At 51.8% G+C, this 21,095-nt stretch carries 22 protein-coding genes; 15 read left to right on the forward strand and 7 right to left on the reverse strand.

The window, feature by feature from the left end; genetic code table 11:
• Positions 1-553 precede the first annotated feature (553 nt).
• The 12 genes from dnaA to DW47_RS0105180 all read left to right on the forward strand — a co-directional run bounded on the left by dnaA (position 554) and on the right by DW47_RS0105180 (position 12,572).
• A complete protein-coding gene (gene dnaA / locus DW47_RS0105125) occupies positions 554-1,972 on the forward strand; it encodes a chromosomal replication initiator protein DnaA (RefSeq protein WP_029685308.1) in 1,419 nt (472 codons plus the stop codon).
• Between the two features lie 4 nt (positions 1,973-1,976).
• A complete protein-coding gene (gene dnaN / locus DW47_RS0105130; RefSeq protein WP_029685309.1) occupies positions 1,977-3,077 on the forward strand; it encodes a DNA polymerase III subunit beta in 1,101 nt (366 codons plus the stop codon).
• Between the two features lie 94 nt (positions 3,078-3,171).
• The gene (gene recF / locus DW47_RS0105135; protein ID WP_029685310.1) at positions 3,172-4,257 is read left to right on the forward strand and encodes a DNA replication/repair protein RecF; all 1,086 of its coding nucleotides are present in this window, start codon (positions 3,172-3,174) and stop codon (positions 4,255-4,257) included.
• 17 nt (positions 4,258-4,274) lie between these two features.
• Positions 4,275-6,683 carry a DNA topoisomerase (ATP-hydrolyzing) subunit B gene (gyrB, locus tag DW47_RS0105140; RefSeq protein ID WP_029685311.1) on the forward strand — a complete coding sequence of 803 codons (2,409 nt, stop codon included), beginning with the start codon at positions 4,275-4,277 and terminating at the stop codon, positions 6,681-6,683.
• Between the two features lie 88 nt (positions 6,684-6,771).
• The gene (locus tag DW47_RS0105145) at positions 6,772-7,932 is read left to right on the forward strand and encodes an NAD(P)/FAD-dependent oxidoreductase (protein WP_152473135.1); all 1,161 of its coding nucleotides are present in this window, start codon (positions 6,772-6,774) and stop codon (positions 7,930-7,932) included.
• 25 nt (positions 7,933-7,957) lie between these two features.
• Positions 7,958-8,746, forward strand: a complete 789-nt coding sequence (locus DW47_RS0105150) for a transporter substrate-binding domain-containing protein (RefSeq protein WP_029685313.1) — start codon at positions 7,958-7,960, stop codon at positions 8,744-8,746.
• Positions 8,747-8,904: 158 nt separating this feature from the next.
• Complete coding sequence (gene yidA / locus DW47_RS0105155; protein WP_029685314.1) at positions 8,905-9,720, forward strand: sugar-phosphatase; 816 nt, start codon at positions 8,905-8,907, stop codon at positions 9,718-9,720.
• Positions 9,721-9,987: 267 nt separating this feature from the next.
• A complete protein-coding gene (locus DW47_RS0105160; RefSeq protein ID WP_029685315.1) occupies positions 9,988-10,203 on the forward strand; it encodes a YdgH/BhsA/McbA family protein in 216 nt (71 codons plus the stop codon).
• 109 nt (positions 10,204-10,312) lie between these two features.
• On the forward strand, positions 10,313-10,528 hold the full coding sequence (locus DW47_RS0105165; RefSeq protein WP_029685316.1) for a YdgH/BhsA/McbA-like domain containing protein: 216 nt from the start codon (positions 10,313-10,315) through the stop codon (positions 10,526-10,528).
• A gap of 109 nt (positions 10,529-10,637) precedes the next feature.
• Entirely contained in the window at positions 10,638-10,853 is a 216-nt protein-coding gene (locus tag DW47_RS0105170; protein ID WP_029685317.1) for a YdgH/BhsA/McbA-like domain containing protein, read from the forward strand.
• A gap of 105 nt (positions 10,854-10,958) precedes the next feature.
• Positions 10,959-11,189, forward strand: a complete 231-nt coding sequence (locus tag DW47_RS0105175; protein WP_029685318.1) for a YdgH/BhsA/McbA family protein — start codon at positions 10,959-10,961, stop codon at positions 11,187-11,189.
• A 123-nt stretch (positions 11,190-11,312) separates the two neighbouring features.
• Positions 11,313-12,572: a YidR family protein gene (locus DW47_RS0105180; protein ID WP_029685319.1), complete on the forward strand. Its 1,260-nt coding sequence runs from the start codon at positions 11,313-11,315 to the stop codon at positions 12,570-12,572.
• On the opposite strand, the gene DW47_RS0105185 is transcribed toward DW47_RS0105180, so the two are convergent.
• A complete protein-coding gene (locus DW47_RS0105185) occupies positions 12,547-12,906 on the reverse strand; it encodes a YceK/YidQ family lipoprotein (protein WP_029685320.1) in 360 nt (119 codons plus the stop codon). The two genes, DW47_RS0105180 and DW47_RS0105185, sit on opposite strands and share 26 nt — an antisense overlap.
• Before the next feature lie 247 nt (positions 12,907-13,153).
• Between DW47_RS0105185 and ibpA the strand changes: the two genes are divergently transcribed.
• Positions 13,154-13,576 carry a small heat shock chaperone IbpA gene (gene ibpA / locus DW47_RS0105190; RefSeq protein ID WP_029685321.1) on the forward strand — a complete coding sequence of 141 codons (423 nt, stop codon included), beginning with the start codon at positions 13,154-13,156 and terminating at the stop codon, positions 13,574-13,576.
• 45 nt (positions 13,577-13,621) lie between these two features.
• Here the strand turns inward: ibpA and DW47_RS0105195 are convergent, their stop codons facing one another.
• From DW47_RS0105195 to DW47_RS0105220, 6 genes are all read right to left on the reverse strand, one after another.
• Positions 13,622-14,530: an EamA family transporter gene (locus tag DW47_RS0105195; RefSeq protein WP_029685322.1), complete on the reverse strand. Its 909-nt coding sequence runs from the start codon at positions 14,528-14,530 to the stop codon at positions 13,622-13,624.
• A gap of 24 nt (positions 14,531-14,554) precedes the next feature.
• Complete coding sequence (locus DW47_RS0105200) at positions 14,555-15,799, reverse strand: valine--pyruvate transaminase (RefSeq protein WP_029685323.1); 1,245 nt, start codon at positions 15,797-15,799, stop codon at positions 14,555-14,557.
• Between the two features lie 96 nt (positions 15,800-15,895).
• The gene (gene ghrB / locus DW47_RS0105205) at positions 15,896-16,876 is read right to left on the reverse strand and encodes a glyoxylate/hydroxypyruvate reductase GhrB (protein ID WP_029685324.1); all 981 of its coding nucleotides are present in this window, start codon (positions 16,874-16,876) and stop codon (positions 15,896-15,898) included.
• A gap of 116 nt (positions 16,877-16,992) precedes the next feature.
• Positions 16,993-17,742, reverse strand: coding sequence for a sugar phosphate isomerase/epimerase family protein (locus DW47_RS0105210; protein ID WP_029685325.1), 750 nt, complete (start codon positions 17,740-17,742; stop codon positions 16,993-16,995).
• 122 nt (positions 17,743-17,864) lie between these two features.
• Complete coding sequence (locus tag DW47_RS0105215) at positions 17,865-18,887, reverse strand: LacI family DNA-binding transcriptional regulator (protein ID WP_029685326.1); 1,023 nt, start codon at positions 18,885-18,887, stop codon at positions 17,865-17,867.
• 109 nt (positions 18,888-18,996) lie between these two features.
• Positions 18,997-19,578, reverse strand: coding sequence for a DNA-3-methyladenine glycosylase I (locus tag DW47_RS0105220; protein WP_029685327.1), 582 nt, complete (start codon positions 19,576-19,578; stop codon positions 18,997-18,999).
• Positions 19,579-19,756: 178 nt separating this feature from the next.
• On the opposite strand from DW47_RS0105220, the gene dnaT reads away from it, so the two are divergent.
• Entirely contained in the window at positions 19,757-20,302 is a 546-nt protein-coding gene (gene dnaT / locus DW47_RS0105225) for a primosomal protein DnaT (protein WP_029685328.1), read from the forward strand.
• The gene (dnaC, locus tag DW47_RS0105230; protein WP_029685329.1) at positions 20,302-21,042 is read left to right on the forward strand and encodes a replicative helicase loader DnaC; all 741 of its coding nucleotides are present in this window, start codon (positions 20,302-20,304) and stop codon (positions 21,040-21,042) included. The genes dnaT and dnaC overlap by 1 nt, the downstream gene beginning before the upstream one ends.
• Positions 21,043-21,095 lie beyond the last annotated feature (53 nt).

The following is a 21,095-nucleotide window of genomic DNA, read 5'->3' on the forward strand; positions in this document are numbered from 1 at the left end:
CAGTAAACCGACCGACGCCTCAGTGTATTTTAATTAAAGAGGCGGGATTGTAATAACTGTACAGTCCTGAGTCAATTTACTTCCGCGAATAATGACACCTTTATGCCTCGATAAAGCCTGTCTGGCAGCGCCTTTGACCCAGATAAACAGGACCGATGCTGACAAACAGGGTGAGAATTATACGGGCTTGGCAGCAAAGAGCAAGGATCGTTCAGGATCATCTGATGATCAGAGCAGAAAAAAGTCGCTGTTTTATTTCGCCGCGAGGCAAATGTCTACGGAGAAGGCATTTGCCTTTTTTGTATAGAGCGTGAGCGGGGCAGTACCATTCTAAAATCCTGTGGATAAAATGGGTGAAAACCGTGTAGAAAAGGAGGATCTCTTGCCCGCTTTGCGTTATGATCTGTCGTTCCGTTAACGATCCTCTTGGGGTGTTTAGCGGTAACTTACTGCAGAACATTGCAGCAGGCGATTTCTCCGTCTGCATCAATAACCTTTTTTTTCAAAAAGTTAGCACCAATTCTTGTCTTTTTTTGTACCAGTGGAGTCCGCCGTGTCACTAACGCTTTGGCAACAGTGCCTTACCCGTTTGCAGGATGAATTACCTGCCACTGAATTCAGTATGTGGATCCGTCCGTTACAAGCTGAATTGAACGACAACACTCTGGCTCTGTATGCTCCAAACCGCTTTGTACTGGACTGGGTGCGGGACAAATACATCAACAGTATTAATGGCCTGCTGAATGAATTTTGTGGTTCTGAGATCCCACGGTTACGTTTTGAAGTCGGTGCTCGTCCGGCGGCCGCTACGGCTCAGGCACCAGCGGTTAGCCAGACAACATCTCGTCAGGCGATCGCTGAACCTGTAACACCAGTACCGGCGGTGACTGTCAGTACTCCGAGTGGGCGCCCAAGTTGGGATTCAGTACCCGCACCGGTAGAAGTGGCTTACCGCTCTAACGTGAACAGCCGCCATAATTTCGATAACTTCGTCGAGGGTAAATCTAACCAACTGGCGCGGGCGGCGGCCCGACAGGTGGCAGATAACCCGGGCGGTGCCTATAACCCACTGTTTCTCTACGGTGGCACCGGTTTAGGGAAAACTCACCTTTTGCACGCGGTCGGTAACGGCATTATTGCTCGAAAGCCGAATGCTAAAATCGTCTATATGCATTCTGAACGTTTTGTTCAGGATATGGTTAAGGCTTTGCAGAACAATGCCATCGAAGAATTCAAACGCTACTACCGCTCGGTGGATGCGCTGTTAATCGATGATATTCAGTTTTTTGCAAATAAAGAGCGTTCCCAAGAAGAGTTTTTCCACACCTTTAATGCCCTGCTGGAAGGTAATCAGCAAATTATTTTGACGTCTGACCGTTATCCGAAAGAGATTAACGGGGTGGAAGACCGCCTGAAATCCCGTTTCGGTTGGGGACTGACGGTAGCGATTGAGCCGCCAGAATTGGAAACTAGGGTGGCTATTCTGATGAAAAAAGCGGACGAAAATAAAATTCGCCTGCCGGGTGAGGTGGCCTTCTTTATTGCTAAGCGCCTGCGGTCCAACGTCCGTGAGCTGGAAGGGGCACTGAACCGTGTGATTGCCAACGCGAATTTCACCGGTCGTGCGATCACCATCGATTTTGTCCGTGAAGCATTGCGTGATTTACTTGCACTGCAAGAAAAGCTTGTCACCATCGACAATATTCAGAAAACCGTTGCAGAATACTATAAAATTAAAGTGGCTGATCTGCTGTCAAAACGTCGTTCGCGCTCGGTGGCCCGGCCCCGTCAGATGGCGATGGCGATGGCGAAAGAGCTGACCAACCACAGTTTGCCGGAAATCGGTGATGCCTTCGGCGGGCGTGACCACACGACAGTTCTGCATGCCTGTCGTAAAATTGAGCAGCTGCGTGAAGAAAGTCACGATATTAAAGAAGATTTCTCCAATTTAATCAGAACATTATCTTCCTGACGCTATGAAATTTATTGTAGAAAGAGAGCAATTGCTCAAACCCTTACAGCAAGTGAGTGGCCCCCTTGGGGGACGTCCGACGTTGCCGATCCTCGGAAACCTGCTGCTGCAGGTTACCGATGGCGCGTTATCACTGACCGGCACCGATCTGGAAATGGAGATGGTGGCGCGCGTAGCCCTTAGCCAGCCCCATGAGTCAGGAGCAACCACTGTCCCGGCTCGTAAGTTCCTGGACATCTGTCGCGGGTTACCGGAAGGGGCAGAGATCCATGTCATTCTCGAAAATGATCGGATCTTGGTGCGTTCCGGACGCAGTCGTTTTTCACTGTCGACGTTACCGGCTGCCGATTTCCCCAATCTGGATGATTGGCAAAGCGAAGTTGAATTTACTCTGCCGCAGGCGACCCTGAAACGACTGATAGAAGCCACTCAGTTCTCAATGGCCCATCAGGATGTCCGTTACTATCTGAACGGCATGCTGTTTGAAACCGAAGGGGAAGAACTGCGTACTGTGGCCACCGACGGACATCGCCTAGCTGTTTGCTCAATGCCGGTCGGTCAGTCTTTACCTGACCATTCGGTGATTGTGCCACGTAAAGGGGTTGTGGAGCTGGTACGTTTGCTGGATGGCGGTGAAACGCCGTTACAGGTGCAGATTGGCAGCAGCAATATTCGCGCCCATGTCGGTGACTTTATCTTCACCTCTAAACTGGTGGATGGCCGCTTCCCTGACTATCGCCGTGTTCTGCCGAAAAATCCGGACAAAACCCTGGAATCCGGTTGCGATATCCTGCGCCAGGCCTTTGCCCGTGCGGCTATCCTGTCGAATGAAAAATTCCGTGGGGTGCGTCTATTTATCACCGAAAACCAGTTACGGATCACGGCGAATAACCCAGAACAGGAAGAAGCGGAAGAGATCCTCGATGTCAGCTATCAGGGCAGTGAGCTGGAGATCGGCTTCAATGTTAGTTACGTGCTGGATGTCCTGAATGCTCTGAAATGCGAAAATGTCAGATTGTTACTCACTGACTCGGTCTCCAGTGTACAGATCGAAGACGTGGCCAGCCCGCATGCCGCTTATGTTGTGATGCCGATGCGCCTCTAGTCCGGATCTGGCCGGTTCCCGGCCTTCTGTTCCCCGTGAATATCGCGGGGAACTGCTTCTCTGAATGACGATTCCCTCGCCCGCGGACTGATGTATGGCCCTGACCCGTCTGATCATTAAAGACTTTCGTAATATTCCCCATGCTGACCTGCCGTTGGCCGAAGGGGTGAACTTCCTGATTGGCCCCAACGGTAGTGGTAAGACCAGTGTGCTGGAAGCCATTTACACCCTTGGGCACGGACGTGCGTTTCGCAGTCTACAAACTGGGCGGGTGATCCGGCATGATCAATCAGCCTTTGTGTTGCACGGTCGCCTTGAAGACGATCAACACCAGCACAGTATCGGCCTGTCAAAAGATCGTAGCGGCGAGAGTAAAGTGCGCATTGATGGCAGTGATGGCCACAAAATCGCTGAACTGGCACAGTTACTGCCAATGCAGCTGATTACCCCAGAAGGCTTTACCCTGTTAACTGGTGGGCCGAAATACCGTCGTGCCTATATCGACTGGGGCTGCTTTCATAATTTTCCGGGATTCTTCAATGCTTGGAACGACCTGCGACGGCTGATGAAACAGCGTAATGCTGCGCTGCGCCAGGTTAGCCATTATCGGCAGTTACGTCATTGGGACCAGGAACTGGCACCGTTAGCCCATAAAATCAGTGATTGGCGCCAGACCTACAGTGATGAGATCACCCGTGAAATCAAGGCGACCTGCCAGCAGTTTCTGCCGGAATATACGCTGACGTTTTCCTGTCAGCGTGGCTGGGATAAAGAGACAGACTATGCTGAGCTGCTGGAACGTAGTTTCGAGCGTGATCGTGCCCTGACCTATACCGCCAGTGGTCCCCATAAAGCGGATTTCCGCATCCGTGCCGACGGGACGCCGGTGGAAGATTTGCTGTCCCGCGGACAGCTGAAATTACTTATGTGTGCTCTGCGCTTGGCGCAGGGTGAGTACCTGACACGTCACAGCGGAAGACGTTGTATCTACCTGATTGATGATTTTGCCTCTGAGCTGGATGACACGCGGCGTCAGATCCTTGCAGCCCGTCTTAAGGCGACAAAAGCGCAGGTTTTTGTCAGCGCTATCAGTGTTGATCACGTTATCGACATGAATGACGAAAAGGGCAAGATGTTCAGCGTAGAAAAAGGTAAAATAGCCCTTCAACCCGAAGATTAAATGAGCGAGAAACGTTGATGTCGAATTCTTATGACTCCTCCAGTATCAAAGTCCTGAAAGGGCTTGATGCGGTACGCAAACGCCCCGGTATGTACATCGGTGATACGGATGATGGTACCGGATTGCATCACATGGTATTCGAGGTTGTGGACAACGCCATCGACGAAGCACTCGCAGGGCATTGTAAGGAAATCACCGTGACCATCCATTCTGACAACTCAGTGTCAGTACAGGATGATGGCCGTGGTATTCCGACCGGTATCCACCCTGAAGAGGGAGTCTCGGCAGCCGAGGTCATCATGACCGTGCTGCATGCAGGCGGTAAATTTGACGATAACTCCTATAAAGTGTCTGGTGGTCTGCACGGTGTCGGTGTCTCTGTGGTGAATGCTCTGTCTGAAAAACTGGAGCTGACTATTCGCCGTGATGGTAAAGTCCATCAGCAGATCTATCAACACGGTGTGCCGACGGCACCGCTGGCAGTGATTGGTGAAACTGACGTCAGTGGGACCTCCGTCCGCTTCTGGGCCAGTCACGAGACCTTCACCAATGTGACCGATTTCGAATACGATATTCTGGCTAAACGCCTGCGTGAGCTGTCATTCCTCAACTCTGGGGTCTCTATCCGCCTGATTGATAAGCGAGTGGATAAGAGCGATCACTACCACTATGAAGGTGGTATCCGCGCATTTGTTGAATATCTAAATAAAAATAAAACCCCGATCCATCCCAATGTCTTCTATTTCAGTACCGAAAAAGATGGGATTGGCGTTGAAGTTGCGCTGCAATGGAACGACAGTTTCCAGGAAAACATCTACTGCTTTACCAACAATATTCCGCAGCGTGACGGTGGTACCCATCTGGCCGGTTTCCGAGCCTCGATGACCCGTACCCTGAACGCCTATATGGATAAAGAAGGCTACAGCAAGAAAGCCAAAGTCAGCGCTACCGGTGATGACGCCCGTGAAGGTCTGATTGCCGTAGTGTCGGTAAAAGTCCCAGACCCGAAATTCTCTTCACAGACCAAAGATAAGCTGGTCTCCTCTGAGGTGAAATCGGCGGTGGAATCGCAGATGAACGAACTGCTGGCCGAATACCTGCTGGAAAACCCGGGTGATGCAAAAATCGTGGTGGGTAAAATTATCGATGCGGCCCGTGCCCGTGAAGCCGCTCGTCGTGCCCGTGAGATGACCCGCCGTAAAGGGGCGCTGGATTTGGCCGGTTTACCAGGCAAGCTGGCGGACTGTCAGGAGCGCGATCCGGCCCTGTCCGAAGTGTACTTGGTGGAAGGGGACTCCGCGGGTGGTTCTGCCAAGCAGGGCCGTAACCGTAAAAACCAAGCCATATTACCGTTGAAAGGTAAGATCCTGAACGTGGAAAAAGCGCGTTTCGACAAGATGCTTTCTTCGCAGGAGGTGGCAACCCTGATCACCGCATTGGGCTGTGGTATCGGTCGTGATGAGTACAACCCCGATAAACTGCGTTATCACAGCATCATCATCATGACGGATGCGGACGTCGATGGCTCGCACATTCGTACGCTGCTGCTGACCTTCTTCTACCGCCAGATGCCGGAAATTATCGAACGCGGTCACGTGTTTATTGCCCAGCCGCCACTGTATAAAGTGAAAAAAGGTAAGCAGGAACAGTACATCAAAGACGATGATGCCATGGACCAGTACCAGATCGCTATCGCTCTGGACGGTGCCACTCTGCATACCAACGCGAGTGCGCCAGCTCTGAGCGGTGCATCGCTGGAAAATCTGGTCTCTATGTACAACAGCACTGAGAAAATGATTAAGCGTATGACCCGCCGTTATCCGTCAGCACTGCTGCGGGGCTTAGTGTATCACTCGACCCTGAGCGACTTGTCAGAGCAGTCGGCGGTGCAGCAGTGGTTGGATAAGCTGGTAGCTTCCTTGGCGGAACGCGAGCAGCACGGCAGTGCCTATATCGGTATTGTCCGTGAAGACCGCGAGCATCAACGTTTTGAGCCGGTACTGCGTATCCGTACCCATGGCGTGGATACTGATTATCCGCTGGACTCCGAGTTTATCTTTGGCCCGGAATACCAGAAAATTAATGCTTTGGGCGAGCAGTTACGCGGTCTTATCGAAGAAGATGCCTTTATCGAACGGGGTGAACGCCGTCAGCCAGTGGCAAGCTTTGAGCAGGCCGTTGAATGGCTGGTGAAAGAGTCTCGCCGTGGCCTGTCAGTACAGCGTTATAAAGGTCTGGGTGAGATGAACCCAGAACAGTTGTGGGAAACCACTATGGATCCGGAAAGCCGTCGTATGATGCGCGTTACCATCAAAGATGCTATCGCCGCAGATCAGCTGTTTACCACCTTAATGGGGGATGCTGTGGAACCACGTCGCGCCTTTATCGAAGAAAACGCCTTAAAAGCGGCGAATATCGATATCTAATCTGTCCTCGGTACTGATAAAACCTCTCTGCGTGCAGGGAGGTTTTTTTTTACCCGTAAGCGACTGGCTTCGACCTAGCTATCAGTAAATCCTATTTTTATCGACCGCAGATCAGGTCAATACTGGCGGAAAACCTCAGGAGGATGCGATGAAAATAGCGGTAATCGGCGGCGGAGTCATCGGGGTCTCCTGCGCCACCCACCTTGCTCAAGCCGGTGCGGCAGTGACCCTCTTTACTGACACTGATTGGGCATCCGGCGCTTCAGGCCGTTCTCTCTCTTGGCTGAATGCTTCCGGCCCCTGGCCGGACACTTATTATCAGCTGCGTATGGCGGGTATTGCCCGTTATCAACAATTGCATCATCAGCAAGGCCCGTTTGACTGGCTGAAGTTTCCAGGAGGGATATTCTGGTCGGATCCCAAAGAAGTGACGGAGTGGCATCAGGCGGAAACTGCGCACGGTTATGCATCAGAATTTTACCCATCAGTAGACGCGGTGAGTGCCATAGAACCTCGGGTCAACCCACAGGCGTCGGACAGCCCGGTGCTGTTCAACCCAGGGGAAGGGTGGGTGCATCTGCCTGACTTGATCACGCGGCTGCTGGCGACATTGACTGTCTGTGGCGGGATCAGCCGTACTGGATGCGGTAAGGTGCGACCGGTTAGCGGTGATGACGGGCAAATTACGGGGATTAGGCTGCCGGATGGCAGCCATGAAAACTTCGATAAGGTACTGATTGCCTGTGGTGCTGATACCCCAGCACTGTTGGCCTCTTTAGGATATAGGTTACCGGATGGCTCGGTATTGTCGATGCTGGCGCTCAGTGAACCGGCCGACAGTTTACCGGAGCGGGTATTTAACACACCACGGGTGGCACTACGCCCTCATCCAGGACAGGCGCTGGCGATTGACCATAGTTGGTATGTCGATGATATCCAACGGCAGGCTGACGATAGTTACCAAGTCAGTGAGGCGATCACCACACAGCTCTTTGCGGAAGCAGATCGGATTTTGTCTCTTCCTGCTCCATTGACACTGTCAGGATATAAGGCTGGCCCTAAGCCGGTGCCTGCTGACGGCTTCCCGGTAGTTGGGGCCGTTCCGGGATATGAAGGATGTTTTGTTGCATTTACTCATTCCGGTGCCACTCTCGCGCTGATTATTGGCGAATTACTGAGCGGGGAAATTCTCTGTGGCACCCGTCATCCGATGCTGGCTGATTTCAGACCAGAGCGTTTTCATCAGTGAGCCGGCACCCTTAGGAGCGTGAACAATGCCTTATACTCGTTTAGTCTTTCTGCCGCTGTTATTGTCGGCTGGCTTGGCCTCGGCACACTCCGCCCCAATCACCATAGGGATTGACCCCACTTTTCCCCCCTTTGAATATACGGACAGTCACGGGCAACTGGCGGGATTCGATGTGGAACTGGGTAAAGCGATTTGCCACAAAATTGAGAGGCAATGCCAGTTTATATCTCTACCCTTTGATTCATTGATCCCTGCCTTGCAGGCAAGAAAATTTGACATGATCCTCTCATCACTGTCGATTAATGCGGAACGTCAGAAATCCATCGATTTTTCTGTACCGCTTTTCACCACGCCTGTCTATCTGGTGGCCGCCAAATCTAGCCACTATCTTCCCAATGCTGCTTCACTCAAAGGGAAGCGGGTCGGTGTCCAGCAGGGGTCAGTATTTGAAAGTTACGCCGATAAATACTGGCAGCCACAGGGCGTGACGGTGGTCACCTATGCCTCTCCTGACCAGATTTACGCAGACCTCTCTGCAGGTCGTTTGGATGCGACGCTGGACGATGCCGTCTCGGCCAGTGACGCATTTCTGAAAAAGCCGCAGGGTGCGGATTTCGCGCTGAAAGGCAAAGAAGTCAAAGACCCAGCCTTATTCGGGCAGGGCACTGGCATCGGTTTCCCAAAACAGGGAGAGGAGCAACTAAAAAAACAAATTAATCAGGCTATTACTGATATGTATCAGGACGGAAGTTTTAAACGCCTCAATCAGCAATGGTTTAGCTTTGATGTGTCTGTTCATCCTCAGTCTGGCTAACCTTCAAAGACCACACTGGATCCTAGAGGACCTGACAGAAAAATTAACCGTTTGCAGCGACAAACTGTGATCTGAAGGGCTGTTAGACGGTGAAATGCTATCAGTGCTAGCGTAAACACGTTAGCATCGAAAGTCTGTTTACGGAAAATGAGGACGTTATGGCAATCAGACTGATAGCACTTGATATGGACGGCACACTATTGACCCCAGAGCATCAGATAAGCCCTGCAGTAAAACAGGCAATCCATGACGCTCGGGCACAGGGTATTGTGGTGGTATTAGCGTCCGGCAGGCCTTATATCGGCATGAAAAAATATGTGGCAGAGCTAGGGCTGGATATCCCTGGCCAGTTCTGTATTAGCTATAACGGTGGGCTGGTGCAGCGGGCCGAAGACGGCAGTTGTGTCGCGGAAGTGACTCTCGACCATAATGACTATCTGAAATTCGAACAGCTTGCTCGTCAACTCGGGGTACATTTCCAAGCCCTAGACAAGACCCATTTGTATACCCCTAACCAGGATATCAGCCATTACACGGTGCACGAAGTCTCTCTGACCGGTATCCCGTTGCGCTATCGTGCTGTCGAGCAGATGGATCCGACACTGCGTTTCCCGAAACTGATGATGGTGGATGAGCCAGCGCGGTTGGATGACGCGATTGCGCAAATGCCTGCAGAGATCACAGAGAATTATACTCTGCTGAAAAGTGCCCCTTATTACCTAGAGATCCTTAATAAGCAGGTCAATAAAGGCCAAGCGGTACGTATTTTGGCAGAGCAGCTTGGTTTCACGGCGGATGAAGTGATGGCCGTCGGCGATCAGGAAAATGACTTAGCGATGCTCTCTTATGCAGGTTATGGCGTGGCAATGGGAAATGCCATTGACAGCGTTAAGCAGCAGGCCCGCTATCAGACGGCAACTAATGCCGAAGACGGGGTAGCACAGGCGATACAGCGCTGGGCACTCAACGGTTAATCACCCCTGACGGGCATATTCTTTGTGCCCGTCGTCTACCCACCCGCTGTTAGGCACTGTCTCCCCCTTTCTCTTCTTTCCCCTGATGCCTCTTGGCCGCCTAGTCATACGATGTCGCAGATAAATTTAATTATTGTTAACAGAGAGTTGCGGCTTGACTGTCTTAACGTGACGACGATCGCATTTTCTGTTAATCAGCTAATAGTAACGTGGGGTATTATAACTTCAACGCAAGATACACCGTTTCTTATTATTGAGGAGTTAATCATGAAAACCCTAACAGCGTTAGCCGCTGCCGCCACCTTATCTGCCCTGTCATTTGGTGCTTTTGCCGCCGATATGGTTTCTGCGACTGGCAGTACCTTGGATGGTGCTCAGGCCAGTATTGCCGCCCAAGCCAAAGCAGAAGGTGCCTCTTCCTACACCATTACCAGTGCCCGCACTGACAATGGCGTGTATATGACTGCCCAGCTGCATAAATAATCGGGTCACGGCTCAGACTCACATTATCCCTTTATTTTAAAGATCCACTGTATTACCGACGGTTCGACAGGATGAACAGCGCCGTGTAATCAACAAGAAGGAATTTACGATGAAAATGCTCACTACTTTAGTTACCGCTGCCACCTTATCTGCTCTGTCATTTGGTGCCTTTGCCGCCGACATGGTTTCCGCCACCGGCAGTACGTTAGACAGTGCTCAGGCTCATATCGCCGCCCAAGCCAAAGCAGCAGGTGCCTCTTCCTACACCATTACCAGTGCCCGCACTGACAATGGCGTGTATATGACTGCCCAGCTGCATAAATAATCGGGTCTCGGCTCAGACTCACATTATCTCTTTATTTTAATGATCCACTGTATTACCGACGGTTCGACAGGATGAACAGCGCCGTGTAATCAACAAGAAGGAATTTACGATGAAAACGCTCACTACTTTAGTTACCGCTGCCACCTTATCTGCTCTGTCATTTGGTGCCTTTGCCGCCGACATGGTTTCTGCGACTGGCAGTACCTTGGATGGTGCTCAGGCCAGTATTGCCGCCCAAGCCAAAGCAGCAGGTGCCTCTTCCTACACCATTACCAGTGCCCGCGCAGATAATGGCGTGTATATGACTGCCCAGCTGCATAAATAAGCTCGCCGATGTTGCTGCGGACGGTCTGAAACGACCAGAACCTCTAAAATCTTGAAACACTCCGCTGGCTGGAAGCCGTGCAGTGTGAACACAAGGGGTAGAGTGATGAAAACGATTTCTGCTGTAGTCATGGCAACAGCACTGGCCGTATTCTCGTTTGGTACCTACGCTGAGACGGTCTCTGCCACTGGCAGTACCCTTGATAATACGGAAGCGAAAATTGCGGCTCAGGCGAAAGCAGAGGGGGCTTCTTCGTACACCATTATCAGTGCCAGCGATACTAACCGAATCTTTATGACCGCAGAATTACACTATCCCAGCTCGGCTAACCGTTAAGCGGAGAACAGAAAAGTGCCCTATGCCGATTTTCTGTTATCCTTGGATTAGGAATAAACAGGTGACCGCACTGTCAGAATATTGCATATTCCACCCACTGCCCTGAAACAGTGGAAATCACCCATGCAAGAAAAGCAGATCACCTTTGCTCCTCGTCATCATCAATTGACCAACGATCGTATCTGGAGTGCCGACAGCCAGTGGTTGGTGTATGACCTCCGTCCGCCAGAGGCCACCTTTAACAGCCAGATCGTTGAGCGGGTCAATGTAACCACTGGGATCAGTGAAGTGATTTATCAGGCGACACAGCAGGCCTGTGTCGGCGTAGTAACCTGTTGCCCGCGAATTCCCGGGAGGTATGTCTGCATTCATGGCCCGGAAAATCCGGACAGCGACTGGCACTACGATTTCCACCATCGTCGCGGCGTGATTATCGAGCAGAACCAGGCACAGACCTTGGATGCCTGCGATATTACGCCTCCCTATACACCGGGAGCCTTACGCGGCGGTAGCCATGTCCATATGTTCGATGCCGAAGGGCAGTTTCTCAGTTTTACCTACAATGACCATGTGATGCATGAACGCTCGCTGGCCCAAGATCTGCGCAACGTTGGGATCGCTGTCCCGTTACATTCCGTCACGGTTCCTGGTCATCATCCTCGTGAGTACAACGGCAGCCACTTTTGTGTATTGGTTAGCCACACGACGGTTTCGCCGGCTCCCGGCAGTGATCAGATCAACCGTGCCTACGAAGAAGGCTGGATAGGGCAACGGGGTTATCGTAAAGCCAATGGCGATTGGCAGAGAAGGGCACTGGTGTTTATCGGCGATACTCTCTCCGCGGCAGGGGAGAAAGTGCCAGAAATTTTTATCACCGACCTGCCCGAGGATCCCGCAGAGTATGCGTTGGCAGGGGCTGTACCGTTACAGGGACGGGAAGATTGTTTACCTGCACCACCAGCCGGTGTGATGCAGCGTCGCCTGACTTTCAGCCGCGGTGTCGCGTTACAGCCTCGCCACTGGCTGCGGACCTCTGCAGACGGTAGCGTGATCTCGTTTCTGATGGCCGATGATCAAGGCATTATTCAGTTATGGGGACTGTCGCCAAACGGTGGCGAACCTTGGCAAATTACCCAGTTGGCGCACAGCATCAGTTCGGTAGTGAACTGGCATCCTTCGGCAGACAGGGTGGCTTTTATCAGTGATCACAGCGTGATGCAGTGTGATATTCACAGCGGTAATTGTCAGCGGCTGACGCCGCGGACGGAAATCCCGCCCAACGGCGATGCGGTAGTCTGGTCGCCAGACGGAAAAAGTCTCGCGTATTCACGTAGCGTTGCAGGCTGGAACCAGTTATTTACTGTGCCGGTAAATCCGCAGTAATCACCTTAGGCTCATTTTCATGGGTCTTGGCCAATACTTCGCTGCGGGCGACGCTGGCCCGTAGCGAGCTTCCTTCGCTACCCTGGTCCTTTCGGTAATAGTCCCAAGGAAGTAATAGGGTATCCATCACTGCGGAGAACGGGTAATCCACCACCGCCAGTGTTTTAATTGGCCAGCGGGTCGCACTGTCACCCAAGATCTGGTTATTAGCACGGGTCCCTGGATAATAGCCCTGATCCGGCCCAGTATGAGACATTATACTAGAGCAGCCACTGGAGGAGATCGCGCACCAAGCAATAACGCCAGCGGCCGGGATCCGTCTCATTATTTTCATTATTGTCGTCCCTTCTATTGTGCCTTTCTTCGGGCCGTCTGGGTAGCATGACGCAGAGAATGATAACTCCTCTGAGTGTATGCCAATTCTGACTTCCCGACGCAAAAAATCCATGTATGGTTGAAAAAAACACCAGCGTCCCCACTTACTGTATAACGTCACAGGTACTGCCGGAAGGGGGCCTGGGCAAAATTAACCTGTCCCACTGGGAAGGTAACACTGACTTGCTGATAAATCAGGAGTATGTATGCGAAATTTTGATCTCTCCCCACTGTACCGTTCCGCCATTGGTTTTGACCGGTTGGTAAACCTGCTTGAAAGCAACCCTAATCAGGCGAACGGAGGCTATCCTCCTTACAATGTAGAACTGGTGGATGAGACTCACTACCGTATCACCATTGCGGTGGCTGGCTTTTCCCAAGATGAACTGGATATTACCTTTCATGACAATATGTTGATGATACGCGGTTCACATCCTGATGTGCAGAGTGAGAAAAAATATCTCTACCAAGGCATCGCTGAGCGTAATTTTGAGCGTAAATTCCAGCTGGCCGATCATATTGTGGTCTGCGATGCTCGACTGGAGAATGGGTTACTCAGTATTGATCTCGAGCGGGTCACGCCTGAAGAGTTGAAACCCCGTCGGATTGAGATCAGCCAGAGCCGCTGATTGATGAACACTAAAAACGCCGCACTGAGTGCGGCGTTTTGCTGTCTAGGGGAGCGTAGCCGTGCGTCGCCGAACAATAAAACGGCCGCCGAGGGTGGTGATCATCAATCCAGCGATGATCACGACAATACCGATCACTTGGCCACGAGAGATCGTTTCACCCAACAACAGCGCGGCACTGATAATCCCCGCCACCGGGATCAGCAGCGCCATTGGTGCTACTTTAGACGCTTCGTAGCGTCCTAACAGGCTGCCCCACAGTCCATAGCCCACCAGTGTTGACAGCAATGACAGGTAGAGTACCGAGAAGACACCACTGACCGTAAACCCGCTCAGGCTCCGCATGATGGTGGTCGGCCCTTCAAACCATAGGCTGCACAGAACAAAGGGCAGGATTGGGATCAAGGCACTCCAGACCACCAGCGACAATCCAGGTACCGGATAATCGCGCATAATCACCTTATTGCTGATATTGCCCAGCCCCCAAGAAAAGGCGGCAGCCAGAGTTAATAGCAGGCCGGTCAGCGTCATGCCGCCGCCTTGGCCTACGAGACTGTGCTGTACCAGCAGGATCATACCGGCAATAGCCACCACCAGCCCGGCAAGATTCCAGGTATGCAGTTTCTCCCGCAGCAGACAAGCACTGAACAATAGGGTAAAGAACACTTGTGCCTGAATGATCAGTGATGCCAGACCCGCAGGCATCCCTAATGTGATGGCGAGAAACAGCAGAGAAAATTGGCCAAAGCTGATGGTCATGCTATACGCGACCAGCCATTTTAGCGGTACCGTTGGTCGTTTAACAAAAAAACAGGCCGGGAAGGCGACCAACATAAAGCGTAGGGCTGCCAGTAAAAAAGGCGGTATTCCCTCAAGGCCGACTTTGATCACCACAAAGTTAACGCCCCAGATAATCACCACACACAGTGCCAGTAACAGGTCGGTAAAACGCATCATGAACCTTGTAAAGAAGAGATCTCAGCCGGCGATTAACGCCAGTTCCTCTGCCAGAATACGCATCGCACGCTCAATTTCCGCATTTTCCGGGACATAGTTCATGCGCATACACTGCCGAGCGTGAGGCCACTCTTCTTCCAGACCAGGAAAGAAGAAATGGCCGGGCACCATCAATACGCCACGGGCTTTTAGACGTTGGTAAAGCTCTTCGGTTGTTATCGGCAGATCACGGAACCACAACCATAGGAAGATAGCTCCTTCTGGTTTATGAATAAGGCACTGTTGTTCAGATAGATAGCGACGGATCAGTGCGATGGTGTCTGTGGCTTTCTGCTGGTAATAAGGTTTTACTACCTGTTCAGACAGGTGCTGCAGGTCATTACGGCGGATCATTTCATTGGCGATGGCCGGGCCGATACTGCCGGGCGCGAGGCTGATAATGCCGTTCATATTCCCGAGCGCGCTAATCACCTCTTCACTGGCGACGATAATTCCGCAACGTGCGCCCGGCAGCCCCAATTTGGACAGACTCATACACAGAATGATATTCGGGTTCCACAGGGCAGTAGCTTCGGTAAAGGTGATGCCTGGGAACGGCAAACCATAGGCATTGTCGATCAGTAGTGGGATGCTGTGCTGCTGCGCCAGATGGTCGAGATACGCCAGTTCATCATCGGTGATCACATTACCGGTTGGGTTAGTGGGGCGCGAGACGCAGATCAGACCGATATTTTCATCGACCTGCAGGTTATCGGTATCCAAATGATATTTAAACTGACCTTCCGGTAACAGGCTGAGTGACGGCTTGGCGGCGACAAACAGATCTTCTTCCAGCCCCGCATCGGCATAGCCCAAGTATTCAGGGGTCAGCGGAAATAATACTTTGCGCAGAGAACCGTCGGCCTGTCGTCCGGCAAATAGATTAAACAGATAGAAAAAGGCACTTTGGCTACCGTTAGTCAGGGCAATGTTTTTCGCGGAAATATCCCAGCCACACTGTTGTTTTAGCTGTACTGCCAGGCTCTCCAACAGCACCGCTTTACCCCGCGGTCCGTCGTAATTGCACAAGGCTTCACTCAGTTGTCCACTCTGCTGCATCTCCGCCAGCAACTGGTCAAAATAAGCCTCCATTTCAGGAATTTTGGCGGGATTTCCTCCCCCCAACATCACTGTACCTGGGGTGCGTAGCCCAGCACCCATATCTTCCATCAGGCGGCTAATACCGCTTTGGCGTGTAAATTTGTTACCGAACTGAGAAAATTGCATTGCTGACCGATTACCTACGGATTAAAGGATTTAACACCATAACGCCCGCATATAGCGGGCGCAATGGCTATTTTATCTGAACTGATAACGGGAATATCAGGCCTTTTTCAGCGCATCAGGGTTCACACAGTTCTTATCTGTATGGCCAGACAGTGCGGCCAGCAGGTTATTTAGGCCATCTTTCTTCATGGCATAACGGGTTTCGTGGGTGGCTGAACCGATATGGGGAAGGGTGACCACATTCGGTAGGGTCAGTAACTCCGCATCTGTTGGTACGGGTTCCTGTTCAAAGACATCGAGTCCGGCGGCATAGATTGTTTTTTCTTTCAGAGCCTGGGTCAATGCCTGCTCATCGACCACAGGGCCACGGCCTGCATTAATCAGAACGGCACTGGATTTCATCATTGCCAACTGCTCTGGCCCGATCATGTGCCGGGTCTGCTCAGTCATTGGCAAAATCACGCAGACAAAGTCGCTCTTCTTCAGCAATTGGTCCAGTCCACAACGAGTCGCTGAGTAACGTTCCTCGGCATCGGTATGGGCCGAACGGGCAGTGTAGAGGATGTTCATATCAAACCCAAAATGGGCCCGTTGCGCGACGGCTTTGCCGATACGCCCCATTCCTAAGATCCCCAGAGTTTTATGGTGTACATCGATACTGAATTGCTCAGGCGTAATATTCTGAGTCCAGTGGCCCGCTTTGACCCAACTGTCCAGTTCGGTGACTCGGCGAGCGCTGGCGAGCATCAGTGCCAAAACGGTATCAGCCACCGTATCAGTAAGCACGGTAGGAGTGTGCATCAGGGCGATACTCCGCTGATTCAACGCCTCGACATCGAACAAGTCGTAACCGACAGAGATGGTGGAACAGGCTTTCAACGCTGGCATTTTATCCAGCAGTGCTTGGTCTACTTTGCCGCCGGAACCAAGCAGACCGACGGCTTGCTTAAAAGTCTCCGCATGGGCAGCCACGGTATCCGCATCCAGGCCATTCACTTCGGTGACCTGATAATGCTCTGTCAGACGGCTGAGTAAATCGTCGGGAAGTGACTCATAAAGTATTACAGAGGGTTTCATTTGCGGTTTCTCTTACTGTTAAGTGATTTGTTGATGCGGCAAACCTTCAGCAGATAAGGCTGCTGTCGGCTGTGCCGCCCCAGGCACATCAGATGATAGCGTTTGCGGCTGAACGGTCAGTGATCACGCAGCAAACTGACATATTGTCGGGTAACCGCTAGCAGATCATCGCCGACTAACGGAAACTCAATGCCACGTGGGACAGTATCCGGTAATGCCGCCAGCCAATGCTGCCAGTCACCGCCGCTGAGCGCCGGTGGCGTGGCATGCAGTGAAGACTGACCACGCGTGGCCACCTTTAGATGAATATAGCTGACATAGCGGGACAGACGTTGACAGGCTTCAAGGGGAGACTCCCCCAGCCAACACCAGTTACCAGTATCAAAGGTCATCCCTGCTATCTGTGGTAACTGCCCATAACGGGCCATCAGCTGTTCCATCGCAGTAATGGTCCCGCCTGGCGTCTGATCATTTTCCAGCGTTACCGGCACTGGTGACGCTGCTAAATGTTCGGCCAATTTCTCTGCGCTAATCTCGCCACAGGCACAGCCACGGGAAAATTTAATCAGCGTAGCCCCCAATTGCTCCGCTTCCTCAAAAAAATGCGGAAGCTGCGGGTTAATCACGCCGTTAGCACTGAATAGCGGGTCCGGGACCGAGTAAAAGGCGGTCAGGGAGTGATTGCGTATGGCGGTAGCCAATGCCGGAAGTTGCCGGAGTGGCGAGTCTGTAAACAGCTCACGACGGATTTCCACCCCATCAGCCCCGGCTTCGGCAATCACCGGAATAAAGGCCTGTTGCCCACCGGCATCAGCCACCTGTTTTCGTCCATAAGCGCCGGTGACGACAATAATGTCTGCTGCCATATCCTGCTCCTATACCCATGTTGCCAGAGTGTGACCTTTAGAATGGTATCGGTTCCATCCTTGTCAGGTAAAGGGATGATTACTGATTTCAGCCATAAAAAATTTACGGAAGAGACAGCGGATCAGTCCAGTGTGCTTGAGCCTCGGACAATCAGTTCGCCGCTGAAGAACTGTTCGGTAGGGGCCTTCTCCGGTTGCTTGATAAGGCTAATTACGCTTTTCAATGCGCTATAGCCAATCTGATGGGTCGGCTGTTTTAGGGTGGTGATCCCCCGCCCGGTCAGCGAGGACCAGCTCATTTCGTCAAAACCGGCCAGACCCAGGTCGCGGCCACACTCTAAACCTTCTGCCTGTAACACTTTCATGACCTGTAGTGTCAGGGTGCCGTTCGCTGTCACAATGGCACAGGACTGCTGCGCATGACGCTGTAGAAAGTCGAGAATACAGTGACGTAATTTCTCTGGCTGTTGTAGTGAAATCTCTGCACTTTCACTGCAGATCCCCTCTGTATGTGCCACCGTTTCCTGAAAGGCCTGCTGACGCTCGCGTCGGGTGTTTACCGAACCGATGATTTCACTGATAAACAGCAGTGCATTAAAGCCTTGGTCAATCAGATGATGGGTCACTTGCTGTGAAGCTTCGCCATTTTTCAGGCCGATCACATTACAGTCGACGCCTTCAATTTTGCGGTCAATCAACGTCATTGGCAGTCGTGATTTCAGCAGCCGGTTTAGCTCTTCTTCCCGCATACCGACGGCGTTAACAATCAGACCTTCCACCTGGTAGCTGCTGAGTAACTGAATATAATACTGTTCCAAGGCTACTTCATTGTTGGTGTTGCACATCAAAAGCGTAAACCCGTAGTCCCGGCAGGCAGCTTCAATACCGCACATCACTTCTACCGAATACGGGTTGGTAATATCGGCAATGATAAGCCCGATGAGACGGGTACGCCCACGTTTTAGGCTGCGTGCCATTTGGCTGGGGCGGTAGTCCAGATCGCTTATCGCCTGTTCAATGCGGGCTTTCAGGGCCGGAGAGAGCAACTGTTGCTCTCCGTTCAGATAGCGGGAGACACTGGTCTTTCCGGTACCTGCGGCTTTGGCTACATCACTGATCGTGGCGCGGGTCGGCCTGTTAGTCATTCCATCTCCTGGTTAAGCTACCGGTTAGTGGCGCGGAGTGCAGATTATGCCTGTCTGTGCCACGGTATTCGAGCCTGATAGCGACGGTTGTCTATCTCGCAGACTGTTTTTACCGACAATCAGTGCGATGCGCATGACGTGGATGGCAGAAGCAGTCTGACTGGTGGTCAATGATCATGCCGCTGGCCTGCATAAAAGCGTAGCAGATGGTGGGCCCTACAAATTTAAAACCCCTTTTTTTAAGTGCTTTTGACATTTGTACTGAGGCATCACTTTGGGTCAACGGCGGCTGATCCGCGGACCGTTCGGTGATAAGCGACTGATGACCGGTAAACTGCCAGATAAATTCGCTGAATGATTCCTCTGCCTGCTGCATCGTCAGCCAGGCACGGGCATTGCTGATCAGTGCATTAATTTTACCGCGATGACGAATAATCTCAGGGTATTGGAGTAACCTTTCGACCTCCTGCTCGCCCATTACTGCCATTTTTTGCGGGCAAAAATTATAGAAAAGGCGGTAATAGGCTTCACGTTTCTTCAGTACAGTGATCCATGAAAGACCGGCCTGTTGCCCTTCCAGGCATAACAGGGCAAATAATCCCTGCGATGAGGTTTGTGGTACGCCCCATTCCTCATCATGGTAACGGATATAGAGTGGGTCATCGCTGACCCACTGACAGCGTTGTTCCATCGCGCAGACTCCTTTTTCTTAGCTGCATCGGACGTTAGGTGCTAGAGCCGTTTAGCAGGGGATAAACAGGTGATGTTTTTGCGACCCGTATCGACAAAATTGATACACTATATACAGAGTCTCCCCGTTGCACTCACCCTGTCCGGGGATAGTTAATTTTACACATTCAGGTTATGTCATGCCGGTTAAACTTTTATCGTCAACAATCATCGGGTTGAATGAATTCAGCCAAGATCCGCTGTCTGCCCTGCAAGGTGCGGAGCAGGGCACACTTGCGGTTTTTCATAATAATGCCCCAGCGTTGTACGCGATCACTGCTGAACGTCTGGCAGTATTACTGGCGGCAGAAGCCTCTTTGAAAAAACCAGCAGATGTCACCCTGGATGAGCAATTTTTTGAACCTTTTACACCGCAGGCGCCAGCGGCACGGGCTCCAGCAGGTAAGTTTCCGATGTACGCGGGCTGGCAACCGGATCCGGATTTCCAGCGTCAAGCCGCACTATGGGGAATTGCCTTAAGTGAGCCGGTCAGCAGTGAAGAACTGGCCGCTTTTGTGGCGTACTGGCAGGCTGAAGGGCGCGTCTTTCATCACGTTCAATGGCAGCAGAAATTGGCCCGTTCGCTGCAAACCGGCCGCATGAATAAGCCGCTGGCAGGACGGCGTGACAGCACCGAAGTCGCCGAGCCTGACCGTCAGATACCCAATGGTTTCAGAGGGGAATAATGAAAACACCAGAAAATCTGTTTAGCCGGTTACAAAGACTGATGCCTGCCGGCGTACAGCCGAAATTCACTAACGGTGAAGATCTGCTGGCGTGGAACCAAGAAGAAGGCCGCCGCCGCTCAGAGTCCGTATTTCGGGAGAACCGAGCCATGAAAATGCAACGTATTATGGGGCGCTCTGGTATCCGCGAGCTGCATATGAACTGCTCGTTTGATAACTACCGTGTTGAGAGTGAAGGACAGCGCAAAGCCTTAGCAATGGCTCGGCAATACGCTGACGAATTTGAACATAGCATTGCCAGCTTTGTCTTTTCCGGACGTCCGGGCACTGGGAAAAATCACCTAGCGGCCGCGATCGGTAATGACCTGATCCTGCGGGGGAAAAGTGTGCTAATTGTTACCGTGGCTGACCTGATGTCAAATATGAAGGGTACGTTCAGTGGTGGCAGTACCCTGACCGAAGAACGGCTATTGCACGATCTCAGCAGCGTCGATTTACTGGTAATTGATGAGATCGGCATGCAGACCGAATCCCGCTATGAGAAAGTGATCATCAACCAGATTGTTGACCGCCGCTCATCCTCGAAACGTCCAACGGGAATGCTGTCCAACCTCAACCATGAAGGGATGAACGCCTTACTGGGAGATAGGGTGATGGACCGTATGCGTCTTGGCAACAGTATGTGGGTGCGTTTCGATTGGGATAGCTACCGTGATAGGGTTCGGGGTGATGAGTATTGATCTATAGCTGTGACGGAACGCAGATAACCGTATTTTCTGACCGGAGTGAAGAG

Origin of the sequence: Tatumella saanichensis (assembly GCF_000439375.1) — a bacterium.
Classification (GTDB): Bacteria; Pseudomonadota; Gammaproteobacteria; order Enterobacterales; family Enterobacteriaceae; genus Tatumella; species Tatumella saanichensis.

What these genes read in the sequence shown, in the direction of transcription:
- dnaN (WP_029685309.1), top strand. Translation starts at nt 1,977, where the DNA reads ATGAAATTTATTGTAGAAAGAGAGCAATTGCTCAAACCCTTACAGCAA.
- recF (WP_029685310.1), top strand. Translation starts at nt 3,172, where the DNA reads ATGGCCCTGACCCGTCTGATCATTAAAGACTTTCGTAATATTCCCCAT.
- gyrB (WP_029685311.1), top strand. Translation starts at nt 4,275, where the DNA reads ATGTCGAATTCTTATGACTCCTCCAGTATCAAAGTCCTGAAAGGGCTT.
- DW47_RS0105150 (WP_029685313.1), top strand. Translation starts at nt 7,958, where the DNA reads ATGCCTTATACTCGTTTAGTCTTTCTGCCGCTGTTATTGTCGGCTGGC.
- yidA (WP_029685314.1), top strand. Translation starts at nt 8,905, where the DNA reads ATGGCAATCAGACTGATAGCACTTGATATGGACGGCACACTATTGACC.
- DW47_RS0105160 (WP_029685315.1), top strand. Translation starts at nt 9,988, where the DNA reads ATGAAAACCCTAACAGCGTTAGCCGCTGCCGCCACCTTATCTGCCCTG.
- DW47_RS0105165 (WP_029685316.1), top strand. Translation starts at nt 10,313, where the DNA reads ATGAAAATGCTCACTACTTTAGTTACCGCTGCCACCTTATCTGCTCTG.
- DW47_RS0105170 (WP_029685317.1), top strand. Translation starts at nt 10,638, where the DNA reads ATGAAAACGCTCACTACTTTAGTTACCGCTGCCACCTTATCTGCTCTG.
- DW47_RS0105175 (WP_029685318.1), top strand. Translation starts at nt 10,959, where the DNA reads ATGAAAACGATTTCTGCTGTAGTCATGGCAACAGCACTGGCCGTATTC.
- DW47_RS0105180 (WP_029685319.1), top strand. Translation starts at nt 11,313, where the DNA reads ATGCAAGAAAAGCAGATCACCTTTGCTCCTCGTCATCATCAATTGACC.
- DW47_RS0105185 (WP_029685320.1), bottom strand. Translation starts at nt 12,906, where the DNA reads ATGAAAATAATGAGACGGATCCCGGCCGCTGGCGTTATTGCTTGGTGC.
- ibpA (WP_029685321.1), top strand. Translation starts at nt 13,154, where the DNA reads ATGCGAAATTTTGATCTCTCCCCACTGTACCGTTCCGCCATTGGTTTT.
- DW47_RS0105195 (WP_029685322.1), bottom strand. Translation starts at nt 14,530, where the DNA reads ATGCGTTTTACCGACCTGTTACTGGCACTGTGTGTGGTGATTATCTGG.
- DW47_RS0105200 (WP_029685323.1), bottom strand. Translation starts at nt 15,799, where the DNA reads ATGCAATTTTCTCAGTTCGGTAACAAATTTACACGCCAAAGCGGTATT.
- ghrB (WP_029685324.1), bottom strand. Translation starts at nt 16,876, where the DNA reads ATGAAACCCTCTGTAATACTTTATGAGTCACTTCCCGACGATTTACTC.
- DW47_RS0105210 (WP_029685325.1), bottom strand. Translation starts at nt 17,742, where the DNA reads ATGGCAGCAGACATTATTGTCGTCACCGGCGCTTATGGACGAAAACAG.
- DW47_RS0105215 (WP_029685326.1), bottom strand. Translation starts at nt 18,887, where the DNA reads ATGACTAACAGGCCGACCCGCGCCACGATCAGTGATGTAGCCAAAGCC.
- DW47_RS0105220 (WP_029685327.1), bottom strand. Translation starts at nt 19,578, where the DNA reads ATGGAACAACGCTGTCAGTGGGTCAGCGATGACCCACTCTATATCCGT.
- dnaT (WP_029685328.1), top strand. Translation starts at nt 19,757, where the DNA reads ATGCCGGTTAAACTTTTATCGTCAACAATCATCGGGTTGAATGAATTC.
- dnaC (WP_029685329.1), top strand. Translation starts at nt 20,302, where the DNA reads ATGAAAACACCAGAAAATCTGTTTAGCCGGTTACAAAGACTGATGCCT.